At 67.0% G+C, this 14,092-nt stretch carries 15 protein-coding genes and 2 tRNA genes; 10 read left to right on the top strand and 7 right to left on the bottom strand.

What is annotated here, in order from left to right; translation table 11 throughout:
- Positions 1-5 precede the first annotated feature (5 nt).
- The 4 genes from ACFWO8_RS10100 (at position 6) to ACFWO8_RS10085 (ending at position 2,337) form a co-directional block, all read left to right on the top strand.
- The gene (locus ACFWO8_RS10100; protein WP_378947195.1) at positions 6-983 is read left to right on the top strand and encodes a DUF3566 domain-containing protein; all 978 of its coding nucleotides are present in this window, start codon (positions 6-8) and stop codon (positions 981-983) included.
- 133 nt (positions 984-1,116) lie between these two features.
- Positions 1,117-1,190: transfer RNA gene (locus ACFWO8_RS10095), tRNA-Ile, on the top strand.
- 169 nt (positions 1,191-1,359) lie between these two features.
- Positions 1,360-1,432, top strand: a tRNA-Ala gene (locus ACFWO8_RS10090).
- 5 nt (positions 1,433-1,437) lie between these two features.
- Positions 1,438-2,337 (top strand): acyl-CoA dehydrogenase, encoded by a 900-nt coding sequence (locus tag ACFWO8_RS10085; RefSeq protein ID WP_378947192.1) that lies wholly within the window; start codon positions 1,438-1,440, stop codon positions 2,335-2,337.
- Here the strand turns inward: ACFWO8_RS10085 and ACFWO8_RS10080 are convergent, their stop codons facing one another.
- The gene (locus tag ACFWO8_RS10080; protein WP_378947189.1) at positions 2,338-3,921 is read right to left on the bottom strand and encodes a serine hydrolase; all 1,584 of its coding nucleotides are present in this window, start codon (positions 3,919-3,921) and stop codon (positions 2,338-2,340) included.
- Positions 3,922-4,529: 608 nt separating this feature from the next.
- Between ACFWO8_RS10080 and ACFWO8_RS10075 the strand changes: the two genes are divergently transcribed.
- A complete protein-coding gene (locus tag ACFWO8_RS10075) occupies positions 4,530-5,531 on the top strand; it encodes an ATP-binding cassette domain-containing protein (protein ID WP_378947186.1) in 1,002 nt (333 codons plus the stop codon).
- Between the two features lie 56 nt (positions 5,532-5,587).
- The gene (locus ACFWO8_RS10070) at positions 5,588-6,382 is read left to right on the top strand and encodes an ABC transporter permease (protein ID WP_378948184.1); all 795 of its coding nucleotides are present in this window, start codon (positions 5,588-5,590) and stop codon (positions 6,380-6,382) included.
- Positions 6,383-6,395: 13 nt separating this feature from the next.
- Here the strand turns inward: ACFWO8_RS10070 and ACFWO8_RS10065 are convergent, their stop codons facing one another.
- Positions 6,396-6,545: a hypothetical protein gene (locus ACFWO8_RS10065; RefSeq protein ID WP_378947180.1), complete on the bottom strand. Its 150-nt coding sequence runs from the start codon at positions 6,543-6,545 to the stop codon at positions 6,396-6,398.
- 52 nt (positions 6,546-6,597) lie between these two features.
- Between ACFWO8_RS10065 and ACFWO8_RS10060 the strand changes: the two genes are divergently transcribed.
- Positions 6,598-7,131, top strand: a complete 534-nt coding sequence (locus ACFWO8_RS10060; RefSeq protein ID WP_378947177.1) for a peptidylprolyl isomerase — start codon at positions 6,598-6,600, stop codon at positions 7,129-7,131.
- A 103-nt stretch (positions 7,132-7,234) separates the two neighbouring features.
- On the opposite strand, the gene ACFWO8_RS10055 is transcribed toward ACFWO8_RS10060, so the two are convergent.
- Together ACFWO8_RS10055 and crgA are read right to left on the bottom strand one after the other, a co-directional pair.
- Complete coding sequence (locus ACFWO8_RS10055; RefSeq protein ID WP_378947174.1) at positions 7,235-7,678, bottom strand: PH domain-containing protein; 444 nt, start codon at positions 7,676-7,678, stop codon at positions 7,235-7,237.
- Positions 7,679-7,764: 86 nt separating this feature from the next.
- Entirely contained in the window at positions 7,765-8,028 is a 264-nt protein-coding gene (crgA, locus tag ACFWO8_RS10050; RefSeq protein WP_378947171.1) for a cell division protein CrgA, read from the bottom strand.
- Positions 8,029-8,177: 149 nt separating this feature from the next.
- Between crgA and ACFWO8_RS10045 the strand changes: the two genes are divergently transcribed.
- The 3 genes from ACFWO8_RS10045 (at position 8,178) to ACFWO8_RS10035 (ending at position 10,120) form a co-directional block, all read left to right on the top strand.
- Positions 8,178-8,840: an aminodeoxychorismate/anthranilate synthase component II gene (locus tag ACFWO8_RS10045; RefSeq protein WP_378947168.1), complete on the top strand. Its 663-nt coding sequence runs from the start codon at positions 8,178-8,180 to the stop codon at positions 8,838-8,840.
- On the top strand, positions 8,837-9,517 hold the full coding sequence (locus ACFWO8_RS10040) for a RibD family protein (protein ID WP_378947165.1): 681 nt from the start codon (positions 8,837-8,839) through the stop codon (positions 9,515-9,517). Before ACFWO8_RS10045 ends, ACFWO8_RS10040 begins: the two co-directional genes overlap by 4 nt.
- 144 nt (positions 9,518-9,661) lie before the next feature.
- Positions 9,662-10,120 (top strand): deaminase, encoded by a 459-nt coding sequence (locus ACFWO8_RS10035; RefSeq protein WP_378947160.1) that lies wholly within the window; start codon positions 9,662-9,664, stop codon positions 10,118-10,120.
- Position 10,121: 1 nt separating this feature from the next.
- On the opposite strand, the gene ACFWO8_RS10030 is transcribed toward ACFWO8_RS10035, so the two are convergent.
- From ACFWO8_RS10030 to ACFWO8_RS10020, 3 genes are all read right to left on the bottom strand, one after another.
- On the bottom strand, positions 10,122-10,541 hold the full coding sequence (locus ACFWO8_RS10030) for a CBS domain-containing protein (RefSeq protein WP_378947157.1): 420 nt from the start codon (positions 10,539-10,541) through the stop codon (positions 10,122-10,124).
- Positions 10,542-10,642: 101 nt separating this feature from the next.
- Entirely contained in the window at positions 10,643-12,538 is a 1,896-nt protein-coding gene (pknB, locus tag ACFWO8_RS10025) for a Stk1 family PASTA domain-containing Ser/Thr kinase (RefSeq protein ID WP_378947154.1), read from the bottom strand.
- Complete coding sequence (locus tag ACFWO8_RS10020) at positions 12,535-14,055, bottom strand: protein kinase (RefSeq protein ID WP_378947151.1); 1,521 nt, start codon at positions 14,053-14,055, stop codon at positions 12,535-12,537. Before ACFWO8_RS10020 ends, pknB begins: the two co-directional genes overlap by 4 nt.
- Positions 14,056-14,092 lie beyond the last annotated feature (37 nt).

Below are 14,092 nucleotides of genomic sequence, written 5' to 3'. Positions count from 1 at the left end.
TTCCATTGACCACACCGAATCAGTCGAACGACGATCGGAACCAGACCAACGGCGTCACCGAGCGGATCGCCACGTCTCCGATCCCGCCGCGGCCGATCCCACGCCAGGGCGATCCGGCCGAGGGCGCGGCGCCGGAATCCGGTGCGGCCGGGACCGATTCGCTCGACGGTAAGGGCAGCAAATCGTCGCCCTACCAGGACGGGTGGGCTCAGCTGCCGCAGCGCGAACCGCAGTCGAACCTGTACCGGCCCGGCGAATCGCCGAGCCAGGGGCGGCCCTCATCGGGGGCGGCCTCGGGCGGGCTCAAGGGCAGTGGTGCGTCCAACGCCCGCACCACGGCGGACCTGGCGGCCAAGGCGGCCCGCAAGGAAGCGGCGATGGTGAAGTCCGTCGGTATCGACGGGCCGACCCGCAGCATCGCGCGTCCGGAACTGGTCAAGGACATGCCCGACCTATCCGACGTGCGCCACCCGGCACCCGAGGCGCCGGTGGTGCCCCCCGGTCTACCGATGGCGCCGCAGCCCCAGTACCAACAGCACAGCATGGGGCCGAGTGCACGGGCCGCCGCGGCGGGCACGGTCTCGCCCGCGGCTCCGGTGGCCATCGCGGCCGCCGCGTCGGGTGAGCCACTTCGCGCGACGGTGCAGATCCGCCGGATCGACCCGTGGTCGACCCTGAAGATCACGCTGGTGATCAGCGTCGCGCTGTTCTTCGTGTGGATGGTGGCCGTCGGCCTGCTCTACATCGTGCTGGCCGGCATGGGCGTCTGGGACAACCTGGACAACTCGCTGGGCGAGATGCTGAACCAGGAGGGCAGCTCGTCGAGCCTGATCGACGCGGGCACGGTGTTCGGCTACGCGGGTGTGATCGGCCTGATCAACGTGGTGCTGTTCACCGCGCTGGCCACGGTCGGCGTGTTCATCTACAACCAGTGCTGCGATCTGGTCGGTGGCATCCAGATAACCCTGGCCGATCCCGACTAGAAGTAGGTTTTCTCCGACGGCCGGTCAGCTCAGAAAACTGGGTCTGACCGGCCGTTTTGGTTATCGGTAGCCAGGTAAGGTAACCTCGTTTCTCGTTGCGGTTCACTGCTCAGGCGGGGATCGAAATGAGTTCGGGCCTATAGCTCAGGCGGTTAGAGCGCTTCGCTGATAACGAAGAGGTCGGAGGTTCAAGTCCTCCTAGGCCCACTCCCGAACAGCACAGTAGGGTGGGAATCATGAAGATTGTCCTCATGGTCGGTGTTGTGATCGCCGTTCTCATCGGTGTCAGCAAATTCCGCAAGCGCGACGACGCAGACCTCTGGCGCGACGTCACCACTCGCTGATTTCGGGTTGCCAACTGGTCAGCGACCAGTAAGGGGCCTTAGCTCAATTGGCAGAGCACTGCCTTTGCAAGGCAGGGGTTAGGGGTTCGATTCCCCTAGGCTCCACATCTGTGAATTCCTCGGTATTCGATTTTCTCCTCACCACCACACCCGCCGACTCTGTTTCGGCTGATTTCGCCGCGGTGTGGGCACGCCACCGTGCACGGTCCCACGATTTCGCGAGTTCCATCGACCGGGCGGCGATCGCCGGATTCGACAGTGCGGGCACAGGTCTCGCGTTTCTCGGTGGATATCAGGAAGCGCTGCACGCGCTGGTGCCCTCGCTCGATCCCGCCGCGCTCTCCTCGATGTGTGCCACCGAAGCCGCTGGTGCGCGGCCGTCGACGATGACCACGACGGTGAGTGCCGACGGTGTCGTCAGCGGGACGAAATCCTTCGCCACGCTCGGGACCTTCGCCGATCGATTCCTGGTGATCGCCCGATCCGGTACCCAGCCTGATGGCAGGCCGATCCTGCGCGCCGTGCTGGTGCCCGCCGGTGTGTCCGCCGCGATCACGCCGCTGCCCGCGCTGCCCTTCGCACCCGAGATCCCGCACGCGGGAGTCACCTTCGACGCCGCGCCGGGCGAACTGCTGCCCGGTGACGGCTACACGGACTATCTGAAGCCGTTCCGGACGGTTGAGGACCTGCACGTGGTGGCCGCTGTGCTCGGTCAACTCGTCCGGGTTGCCCGGCTAGCCCAGTGGCCCGCGGAGCCCGTAGAACAGCTGCTGGCGCTGTTTGCGGCGGTACGTGGGGTCGGTGCCGAGGACCCGAGCTCTCCGGGTGTGCACATCGCGCTCGGCGGCCTCTTCGATCGGCTCACCGGTCTGCGCGCGGAACTGGAGCCGCTGTGGGCGCCGGTTGACCCGGAGGTCAGGAAGCGCTGGGAGCGTGACGTGCCGCTGCTCGGGGTGGCAGGCAAGGTCAGGGCGGCGCGGCTGGCGACCGCGTGGCGCGCGTTCGCCTGATCAATTACTTCTGGTGAAGGTGCCCAGGCCGTTCTCGTCGAAGTAGTCGATGGTCAGCGTGCCGTCGGCGAACCGCGCCGAGGAGACGCTGCCGGGCGGGGCGTTCTCACCGCTCGGATCGAAGGCGAAGGTGTCACCTTCCCAGTGCCGCAGTGGGTACTCCCGCCGTGCGGGGCCGATGGTGAGGATCAGGCCCGATTCGGTCGCCGAGATCGTCGCGGGGCCCCAGTAGTCGCTGTCATAGGTACCCGCGTAGGTCGGTAGTGCTTGCGCGGGAGCCGGATTCGCCGGGGCCGGCCGGCCGGAAAGGTCGCCTTCGGGCTCGTTGACGCCGGTGAACGCCTCGCGGTACAGCCCGCGCCAGTCCTCGCGCAGTTCGCCGAACTGCACCAGATCGCCGAACTCGGCGGTGAGGGTCTCCGGGATGCCGAGCGGCGCCGCGTTCGTCAGCGCGACGATGGCCACGTCGGCGGACGGGATCACCAGGAAGTTGGTCGCGGCGCCGAGGGTGAAGGCGCCGGAATGGCTGTTGGCGGTGCGACCGGCCGAGGAGATCGACACATTGAAGCCGTACCCGTAGCTGCCCGCCCGCGCGGCGGGCGTCGATGGCGGTGCCGAGACGATCTGTGGCGTGACGGCGGGTAGCAGCGCTTCGGGCGGGGCGATGGTCGTCGCGCCCGCTGTGCCGTCGCCGAGCAGCATCGTCAGCCAGCGGGCCATGTCGTTCACCGACGAGCTCGCGCCGCCGGCGGGGGACTGGGGGTCTGGGTCGCGCACGTAGCGGGCGACCCAGTCGCCATCGATGTTCACGTGCCCGACCGCACGATTCGGGCGGGCGTGGAAGTCGTCGAAGCGCGAGCTGGTGTCGCGCATGCCGAGGGGCGTGTAGAGGGCATCGGCCGACAGCTGGGCCCAGTCCTTCCCGGCCGCCGCGGCCACGGATTCGGCTGCGGCCGTGAATCCGAAGTTGGTGTAGTGGTAGGTGATCCGGAACGGGTCGAGGGGTTCGAGGCGCAGCTTGTCGAGGATCGCGGCCTGGTCGTAGCCGAGGTCTTCGAGCCGGTCGCCCGCGTGGTCGGGCAGGCCGCTGCGATGCGCGAGCAGGTCGCCGACGGTGAGCTGGGCCGTGGTGGCGGGATCGGCCAGCGCGAACGACGGGAGGTGGGTGACGACGGGGGTCGTCCACTCGACCGTGTCCGCGCCGACCTGGTTGGCCACGACGGTCGCGGCCAGCGACTTCGACACCGAGGCCAGTTGGAAGACGGTATCGGCGTCGACCTTGTCCGGCGCACCGGCCGCACGAACACCGAACCCCTTCGCGTACACGGTCTTTCCGCCGTGGACGACGGCGACAGCCATGCCGGGGATGCGACTGGAGTCCATCAGCGAGCCCGCCAGTTCGTCGAGCCGTCCGATGGCTTTGTCGACCGCGTCGGCGGGCAGCGCGACACCGGCGACTTGATTCGGGGGGAGTTCGGCGGTCGGCGTCGCGGTGGGGTGCTCGTCGTCGGTGGATCCGGTGCAACCAACCAGGAGCGTCAGCGATAAGACGACCCCGGCGATCGCACCGCGACCAGGCATCATGGGGCGACGATAACCCTGGTTGCCGGGTGATCGCCGGAACGTGGCCGGACTGTGACGCTCGGCGTACCGGTGCGCATCGGCTGATCTGCCGAGCTGCGACCTTGCCGGAAAATGGGGAGCGGGCCTCGGCGAAGGGGGGGAGTTAGCCGAGGCCCGCGTAGGGTCGGCCCGGGGGGGAGGGGCCGACCTGAATGATCCTACGCGATACGCGCGGAATTCGTGTACGCGCACCGGGCGAGTTCGCGAGATTTTTCGGGTGTCGGCGCGGGTGTCGGCGGTGGGCTGGGGTGTGATGATCGCCGTGTCCGTGCGCCGGGTACCTTCCAAGTGTCTTACGGAGACCGGAATCGGCTGGTACGCAATGCTTTACGCGAGAAATAGGGTGAACCTGTTCTCGTCTCGCGGGTGGCGGCGGCACAACGAAAAGGTGCTCTTGTTCGTGTCTCGAGAGAGAAAATCAGTCCGATTCGCCGCGTGTCGCCGCGTCTCGGCATGTCGAACAATTGTGTACATCTGACGCCGGGCCCCGTCGAAATTTCATGTGCGACTTGTCGGTGGGTAGGGCAATACTGGGGCAAAGCTTCGCCAACCACGACTCCAGGAGAATCATGCCCGACGCAATCGTCGCCGAGGGGCTGGTCAAACGGTATGGGAAACTCGTCGCCCTGGACGGACTCGACCTCTCCGTTCCGGAAGGTACCGTCACCGCACTTCTCGGCCCCAACGGCGCGGGAAAGACCACCACCGTCCGCGTTTTCACCACCTTGCTGATCCCCGACGAGGGCACCGCCACTGTCGCGGGCGTCGACGTGCTCAAAGATCCACAGGCCATTCGCTCGCGCATCGGGGCGTCCGGCCAGTACTCCGCGGTCGACGAGTACCTCACCGGCTTCGAGAATCTCGAAATGGTCGGCAGGCTCTACCACCTCGGCACCCAGCGCAGTAAGGAGCGGGCCCGCGAACTGCTCGACCGGTTCCGGCTCAGCGATGCCGCCGACCGGCCGGTGAAGGGCTACTCGGGCGGTATGCGCAGGCGCCTGGACCTGGCAGGCGCGCTGGTGGCCAATCCGCCGGTGCTGTTCCTCGACGAGCCGACCACCGGTCTCGACCCGCGTGCCCGGCTCGACCTGTGGGACGTCATCGAGGAACTGGTCGCAGGCGGCACCACGCTGCTGCTCACCACCCAGTACATGGACGAGGCCGACCGCCTCGCCGATGCGATCGCGGTGATCGACCACGGCAAGGTGATCGCGCGCGGCACGGCCGACGAACTCAAGGCCCTCGTCGGTGGCGACCGGATCGAACTCACTGTCGGCCACATCGATCAACTGGCCGTCGCGCAGCAGGTGCTGAGCGGGCTCGCCGATGGCGAGATCCATCTCGAACCCGGCCTGCGCAAGCTCACCGTGCCGGTGGCCGACGGGTCACAGGACCTGGTCACCGCCATCGGGCGGCTCACCGAGCACAAGGTGCAGATCAACGACGTCTCACTGCGTAGACCCTCGCTCGACGATGTCTTCCTGACGCTCACCGGGCACGAGGCCGAAGAACTCGTCAACGGTGATCGCGAGTCGGCGACCGTGGGCGCCGCGGAAGGAAAGAACCGATGACCGTCACGCTCGATAAAGCCGAGGTGGCCCATCCAGGCTTCGGCGAACGCCTGTCGATGGTGGTGAGCGACAGCATCACCATCGCCAAACGCAATGTCATCAAGATCAAGCGCGTGCCCGACGTGCTGATCTTCACCACGATGTCGCCGATCATGTTCGTGCTGATGTTCGCCTATGTCTTCGGCTCGGCGATCAAGGTCCCCGGCATGGAAGGCGGCTACCGCGAATTCCTGATCGCGGGCATCTTCGTCCAGACCGTGGTGTTCGGCGCCTCGTTCACCGGCGCAGGCTTGGCCGAGGACATGCAGAAGGGCATCATCGACCGATTCCGGACACTGCCGATGGCGTCATCGGCAGTGTTGGTCGGTCGCACCATCAGCGATGTGGTGATCAACATCGTCAGCCTGGTGGTGATGTCGCTGACCGGCCTGGTGGTCGGCTGGCGGATCCGTGGGTCGTTCCTCGACGCGGTGCTGGCCTACGCGTTGATGCTGCTCTTCGCGTACGCGCTGTCGTGGATGATGGCCGTGGTCGGTCTGCTGGTGCGGGCACCGGAAGTGTTCAACAACGCCAGCTTCATGGTGATCTTCCCGCTGACCTTCCTGTCCAACGCGTTCGTGCCGATCAACGATCTGCCGACGCCGTTGCGAATATTCGCCGAGTGGAATCCGATGTCCGCGGTCACCCAGGCGGTCCGTGAACTGTTCGGCAACACCAGTCCGCTGGCCCCGCCCTCGGACGCGTGGACGATGCAGCATCCGGTAACCACGTCACTGGTGTGGGTCGTGGTGATCCTGATCGTCTTCGTGCCGCTGGCTCAGATCCAGTACAAGAAGTCGGTCAGCCGCTGAGGTACAGCCGGAACTAGTGCGCCGAGCCGTTGCGGGAATAACCGAGACGCGGCGGCTCGGCGGCCGGTTCTGGCAATTGTGGACGCTTGGCGCGGGCCAGGTAGGCCAGGGCGCCCGCCCCGGCGAGCGCGATCGACGCAATGAGCGGATTACGAAGCTTCATTCGACCACTGTGGCACAAACAGATTCGGCTTGCCGCGTGGCACCATAACTGCGTGACCTCACCCAACCAGACGGCCGTGGCGACTCTGCACACCAACCATGGCGACATCAGGATCGCGCTTTTTGGTAACCACGCCCCGAAGACGGTGCGCAACTTCGTCGGTCTCGCCGACGGCAGCGCGCCGTACTCCACCGTCAACGCCGGCGGTACGGACAGTGGCCCGTTCTACGACGGCGCCGTCTTCCACCGGATCATCCCGGGGTTCATGATCCAGGGCGGCGATCCGACAGGCACCGGCCGTGGTGGGCCGGGCTTCGAGTTCGCCGATGAGTTCCACCCGGATCTGCGCTTCGACCGCGGCTATCTGCTCGCGATGGCCAATGCGGGCGCGGGCACCGAGACCAATGGTTCACAGTTCTTCATCACCGTCGGCGCCCAGCCGCATCTCAACCGCAAGCACTCGATCTTCGGCGAGGTAGTCGACCCCGATTCGCGCAAGGTGGTCGACGCGATCGCCTCGGTGAAGACCGATCGCAATGACCGCCCCGACGAGCCGGTAATCATGTCGGCCGTGACTATTGACTGATCACAGCCATAAAAGAACTCCCCGCCGCGGATCATCGCGGCGGGGAGTTCTTTGCTTCACGTGAAACAACGTCAGTCCGAAGTCACGTTCTCGGCGCCAGCCGCTATGTCACAGCGGCGAAGCCGTTGACGACGAGGGCGTCGTAGACGTCGTGGGGGTTGGTGCCGAGGTCCCAGCGGCCGAAGATCAGCAAACGCTCGGTGTCTTCATGGCGGACGTCTACCTCGAGCATCGCGGTTTTGCGGCCGATGCGGCGGTAGGACACCATCCGAATCCGGTCGATCCGGTCCAGTGGGTATTCCTTCGGACCGGTGAGCGTGCCGACGACCAGGCGCGGCGCGGAGCCGGGAATCATGGTGAGCCGGGGGCGCTGCCGGAGACCGAGGGCCGACGTTGCCAGCACGGCAGCCGCGGCGAAGCCGACGAGCAGCCTGCTCGGCCCGTCATTGGCGAGGATTGCGGTCACGACCAGCAGGATTCCGCCGCCGGTAACGGCGAGCAGGCCTGCGACAGGGGTCGACCACGAGACGGGTTGTGCGTCGTTCACGCGGTTGTTCGCCCCCCTCTATCCTCGAGTTGTGCACAGGGTTATCCACAGGTGTGCATGAATAACACCGGTGTAATCCGCCGCGATCAGCGCCAACGCATGGTCATGATCAGGCCGACGACCATCAGGCCGAACCCGATCAGGAAGTTCCAGGCGCCCAGATCGAGCATGAACTCGATGTGGTCCTGCGCCAGGTAGTAGACGATCAGCCACACCAGGCCGGCGAGCATGAAGCCCAGCATGATCGCGACGTACCAGACCGGCGACGGCCCCGCTTTGACCTTCACCGGCGTGCGGCTGGCAGGGCTCGGGGTGTAATCGGCCTTCTTGCGGACCTTGGACTTGGGCATGACGTCCTCGAATTCGGAGTAAAGGTAACTCCTAGGCTATCCCACCAGGCCGTGTCATCGGCGGCTGGCGCTGCCCTTCGTCGCACCCTCCACTCAGTCCAGCGGCGCCAGGCGCGCCGAGAACGTGGGTCGCCACGTACCCTCGACGCATGCGTGTATTGGTCGTCGACAACTACGACAGCTTCGTGTTCAACCTGGTGCAGTACCTCGGCCAGCTTGGTGCCGACGTCGTGGTCTGGCGCAATGACGACCCTCGCCTAGACGATCTGGACACCCTGCTCACCGTCGGCGATGTGGGCGGCGCGTTCGACGGTGTGCTGGTGAGCCCCGGCCCCGGCAGCCCGGACCGCGCGGGCGCGAGCATCCCGCTCGTGCATGCGGCCGCCAGGCACAATATGCCGCTGCTCGGCGTGTGCCTCGGGCATCAGGCGATCGGCGAGGCGTTCGGCGGCACCGTCGATCGGGCACCCGAACTGCTGCACGGCAAGACCAGCGAGGTGTTCCATCTCGGGTCGGGCGTGTTGGCCGGTCTGCCAGACCCCTTCACCGCCACCCGCTATCACTCGCTGACGGTGCTCCCCGAGACCGTCCCCGAGGAGCTGGTCGTCGTCGGCCACACCGAGAGCGGCATCGTGATGGCGATGCGCCACCGCACCCTGCCCATCCACGGCGTGCAATTCCACCCCGAGTCCGTGCTCACCCAGGGCGGCCACCGGATGCTCGCCAACTGGCTCGAGGTCTGCGGCGAACGTCCGTCGGAGGCACTCATCTCCGCGCTCGAGGCGGAGGTCGCCGCGCTGGTGACCAGATGAAGGTTCTGCTTTCGGTGGCGGCCAGTCTCGACGGCTACATCGATGACGCGAGTACGCAGCGACTCCTGCTGTCCAATACCGCCGACTTCGATCGGGTCGATCAGATCCGCGCCGAATCCGACGCCATCCTGATCGGTGCGCAAACGCTGCGCGCCGACAATCCCCGATTGCTGGTGAACAGCGCCGAGCGCCGGGCCGCGCGGGTGTCGGCGGGCAAGCCGGAGTATCCGGTGAAGGTGACCGTCACCGATTCCGGTGATCTCGATCCGCACCTGCGCTTCTGGCACACCGGCGGCGACAAACTCGTCTACACCTCCGATGCCGGCGCCGCGAAGCTGGGCAACCGGCTCGACGGACTGGCCGAGGTGATCAGCCTCGGCGCGCGACCAGCGCTCCCCGCCCTCGTCGCCGACCTCGCCACCCGAGATATCCACAGGCTCATGGTCGAAGGCGGCACCGGCATGCACACCGGCTTCCTGGCTGCCGACCTCGTCGACGAGATCCGCCTGGCGATCGCCCCGATCCTGGTCGGCGATCCGGCGGCTCCACGCTTTGTCGGACCGGCCGAGTTCCCCGGTGGCGCTGGTCGCAGGCTGCACCTGGCGGGTGTGGAACAACTTGGGGATGTGGCTGTGCTGAACTACCTGGTCAGCCCCGATCCCCAACCCCGCAACTAACTGGTACCGCGAACAAAATTACTGCACTGACCTGGGAAAATCCCACTGTCCACAGTTCGCGGACAACTTTGCTCCACACCTGAACATGACCGATTCCACATCACGCGAGGGTTGTGGATAACTCGCCGACCACAGGGAAACCACATGAGCCACGACGACACCGACCATCGGTTCATGCACAGGGCGATCGAGCTCGCCAGGAACTGTCCCCCCAGCGAGACGGCCTATTCGGTGGGCGCGGTCATCGTCGCCGACGGTGTGGAGATCGCGACCGGTTTCTCCCGCGAAACCGACGAGAAAGTCCATGCCGAAGAGGCCGCGCTGAACAAGCTCGACCCCGACGACCCCCGCCTGACCAGGGCAACGATCTACAGCACCCTCGAACCGTGCTCCACCCGCGCCACCGCGAGCCGGCTGCCGTGCACCGATCGCATTCTGGCCGCGGGCATTCCCACGGTGGTCATCGCCTGGCGTGAGCCGAGCCTGTTCGTCGCCGCCTGCGAGGGTGTGGACAAACTCCGCACCCATGGCGTGCGCGTGGAAGAACTCACCGACCTCGCCGCAGCCGCGATGTCGATGAACAATCACCTGGATTTGAGCTAGCTCACGGCCGCCCGTAGATGGCGGTCACGAATTCGCCGAGCTGATTGTCGTCGAGGTGCCGCGCCAGATCGGCCTCGCTGATCATCCCGACCAGCCGCTTGTTCTCGATCACCGGCATCCGCTTCACCCGGTGCGACTCCATCTGGTCGAGCACGTCTTCCACATCGGCGTCCGCGCTGACCCACCTCGGCGTCGACTCGCAGAGTTCCGCGGCCGTCGTCATGTCAGGAGACAGACCGACCGCGACGCACTTCACCACGATGTCGCGGTCGGTGATGATGCCGCACATGCGCTCGTCGTCATCGGCGACGACGATCGATCCGACGCCGAGATCGGCCATCGCCGTCGCCGCGGTCGCTACGGAGTCACCGCGGGTGATCCACTGCGCACCCGGCTTCATGATGTCCCTGGCTGTCGTCATTGGGGGCTACCTCCTCGTTCAGCAACGCTGGGTGGGATGAAAGCAGCCTCATTCTGCGCCCGCGTGGCCGCGCCAGACGGGTTCGCCATCCAATCGAGACCTCAACGCGGAATCGGCGACGCTCCGACGTGCAAAACGATATTGCCGTTGAACGTCACCGACGAACCGGCCGCCGGACTCTGCCCGACGACCTTGCCCGAGGCATTGCCATCGAGGGTGATCACCGTGGTCTGGCTGAGCTGCCCGGTCCAGCCCTCGGCGCGCAACTTCTCCTGGGCCTGCACCGGCGTGAGTCCGGTCAGATCGGGGACGATGATCCGGTCACCGGAGGAGACATGGACCGTGATGGCCGAGCCCTTCTCCGCGTTGCTGCCGCCCGCCGGGTTGGTGGCGAGCACCTGACCTTTGGGCAGCGAGGATTTCATTTCCTTGATGTCGACCGTGAAACCGGCGGAGTCGACCAGATTCGGCTGTGCGACGGAGATGTCCTGGCCGACCACGCTCGGCACGCGGACCTCTTCCGGCCCACCGCCCATGGTGAGGACAATCGGCCGGTCGATGTCGACCCGCACGCCCGCGCTCGGGTCCTGCGCGATCACCTTGTCGGTGTCGGCCGTACTCGACGGCTTGCGCGCCACATTCGGATCGAGTTGCAGCCCGAGCGAATTCAGCTGCCGCTCGGCGTCGGCCTGACTCATGCCGATCAGTCGCGGCAACTGCACCTGCGTCGGTCCGGTCGAGATCTGCAACGTCACGGTGCTGCCCTCGTCGATGCGCGAACCGCCGAGCGGCTGGGTCGCGATCACATTGCCCGGGGCCACCTTGCCGTCCGGCTTCTCCTGCACGGCCACGAAGAAACCGGCCTGCTGCAGTGCGCTCTGCGCCTGCTGGGCGGTCTTGCCCGACAGGTCGGGAACGGCCACCTGATCGGCCTTGCTACCCGGCCCGACCAACACCCAGAACAGCCCGAACGCCACGGCCAACGCGGCAGCGACACCGAGCGCGATCAGCCCGGCACGGTTGCGCTCCTCGCCGACGGGCCCGACCACGGGGTGCTCGGAGGTGTCGTCGCGGCGGTCGTGAAAGGTCCGCGGGCCTGGTTCGTCGTCGTAATCGGTGCGGTCTTCGTCGTTCATCACCATCGGCGCGCTCGGCTTCTGCCCGCCGAGCACCCGGATCAGGTCGGCCCGCATCTCCGCGGCCGTCTGGTACCGGTTGGCCGGGTTCTTGGTCATCGCCTTGAGGATCACCGAGTCGAGTTCGCGCGGCACGCCGGGGTTGACCGACGACGGTAGTGGCGGATCCTCTTTGACGTGCTGGTAGGCGACCGCGATCGGCGAGTCACCGGTGAACGGCGGCTGCGCGGTGAGGATCTCGAACAGCACACAGCCGACCGAATACACATCCGAACGCGCGTCGACGGTCTCGCCGCGCGCCTGCTCGGGCGAAAGGTATTGGGCGGTGCCGATCACCGCGGCGGTCTGGGTCATCGGGTTGGCGCTGTCGGCGATCGCCCGCGCGATGCCGAAGTCCATCACCTTCACCGCACCGGCGCGGTTGATCATGATGTTGGCCGGCTTCATGTCGCGGTGCACGATGCCGGCCTTGTGGCTGAAATCGAGCGCGGCGCACACGTCGGCGACGACTTCCATCGCCTTGCGCGGCGCGAGCGGGCCCTTGCCGCGCACGATGTCGCGCAGGGTGTCGCCTTCGACGTACTCCATGACGATGTAGGGCAGCGGCCCGCCGTCGACGGTGGCTTCGCCGGTGTCGTACACGGCCACGATGGCCGGGTGGTTCAGCGCGGCCGCATTCTGGGCTTCGCGCTTGAACCGCAGGTAGAACGTGGGATCGCGGGCCAGATCGGCCCGCAGCACCTTGATCGCCACGTCGCGGGACAGCCGCACGTCGCGGGCGCGGTGCACCTCGGACATGCCGCCGAACCCGATGATCTCGCCCAGCTCATACCGCGAGGAGAGATTCTTCGGGGTTGTCATCGTTGTCCTATGTTCGGGCCTACGGCCGTGTCGCTATCGGGGAACGGCAGGTCGAAGGTGGGCAGCCGGGGGCGGCCCACGGTGGTGGTTCCCCCGGCGGGCGCCGTGGTGGTCGGCTCCGGTTTGGTCGTCTTGGTCGTGGTGGTCGGCTTGGGTTTGGTCGTGGTGGTCGGCGGCACCGTGGTGGTCGGCGGCACGGTCGTTGTGGTCGGTTCCTCGGTGGTGGTCGTCGGGCGCGGCGGTTGCGTGGTGGTCGGTTCCTCGGTGGTGACGACCGGCGGCGGCACGGGCCTGGTGGTGGTCACCGGCGGCGGCAGCGGCTTGGTGGTCTGCACGGTGGTGGTCGTGGTCGGCGACTGCCGGTTCGGTTCACCGCCGAACAGCAACCACAGCACACCGCCACCGAGCAGCAGCGCGCCGACACCGAGCGCGATCAGCCACTTCTGGTTGTTCTTCGCGTTGCTCGCCGGAACCGGCGCGGGCGCGGCGGCCTGGGTGGCCGGACCGCTGTAGCCACCGGTCTGCGGACCGACCGGGCCGCCCGGCTGATGGCCGAAGCGCATGGTGGCGCCGTCGTAGTCCGCCGCGGCCGCGGCGGCGGGGATCGCCACGGTCGGGCCGGGCGGAAGTACCCGGGTGGCACCGGTCATCGACGGACCGGTCGCGCCACCGGGGACCGGCGGCATGTGACCGGCGCGCACCGCGGCGACGGCATCGGCGAACTCGCCGCCGCTGCGGTAGCGCTGCAGCGGATCCTTGGCCATGGTGATGGCGATCAGTTCGTGCACGTTCGCGGGCAGGTCGTCGGGCATCGGCGGCGGCGCGTCGCGCACGTGCTTCATCGCGACCGTGATCGCGCCCTCACCGGTGAACGGACGGACCCCGGCCAGGGCTTCGTAGCCGACGATGCCGAGCGCGTACACGTCCGAGGCCGCCGTGGCATCCTCGCCGACGGCCTGTTCTGGCGCGATGTACTGGGCAGTGCCCATCACCATGCCGGTCTTGGTCACCGGCGAGGCGTCCACCGCCTTGGCGATGCCGAAGTCGGTGATCTTCACCTGACCGGTCGGCGTGACCAGGATGTTGCCCGGCTTCACGTCACGGTGCACCACGCCTGCCGCGTGCGCGACCTCCAGTGCGCGCCCGGTCTGCTCGAGCATGTCCAGACCCTGGATGACGGAGAGCCGGCCCATCCGATTGAGCACCGCGTTGAGCGGTTCGCCCTGCACGAGCTCCATCACCAGGTAGGCGGTCTCGCCGCCGGACGGGTCGGCGGTCTCGCCGTAGTCGTAGATACCCGCGATCCCGGGGGCGTTGAGCTGCGCGGTGGTGCGCGCTTCGACGCGGAACCGGGCACGGAAGGTCGGGTCGGCGGAGAACTCGGTCTTGAGGACCTTGACGGCCACTCGGCGATCGAGCCGAGTGTCCATCGCCTCCCACACCTGACCCATACCGCCCGTGGCGATGAGCCGCTGCAGGCGGTAGCGGTCGGCGATCATGGCGCCGTTGTTCAGCATCGGGGCCCCCGTGTTGTCACTCGCACACTCATTTCGT

Origin of the sequence: Nocardia sp. NPDC058480, from assembly GCF_042720495.1 — a bacterium.
Taxonomy (GTDB): domain Bacteria; phylum Actinomycetota; class Actinomycetes; order Mycobacteriales; family Mycobacteriaceae; genus Nocardia.
Note: the sequence above shows the minus strand (reverse complement) of the source record. Positions and strands in the feature narration are given on the sequence as shown.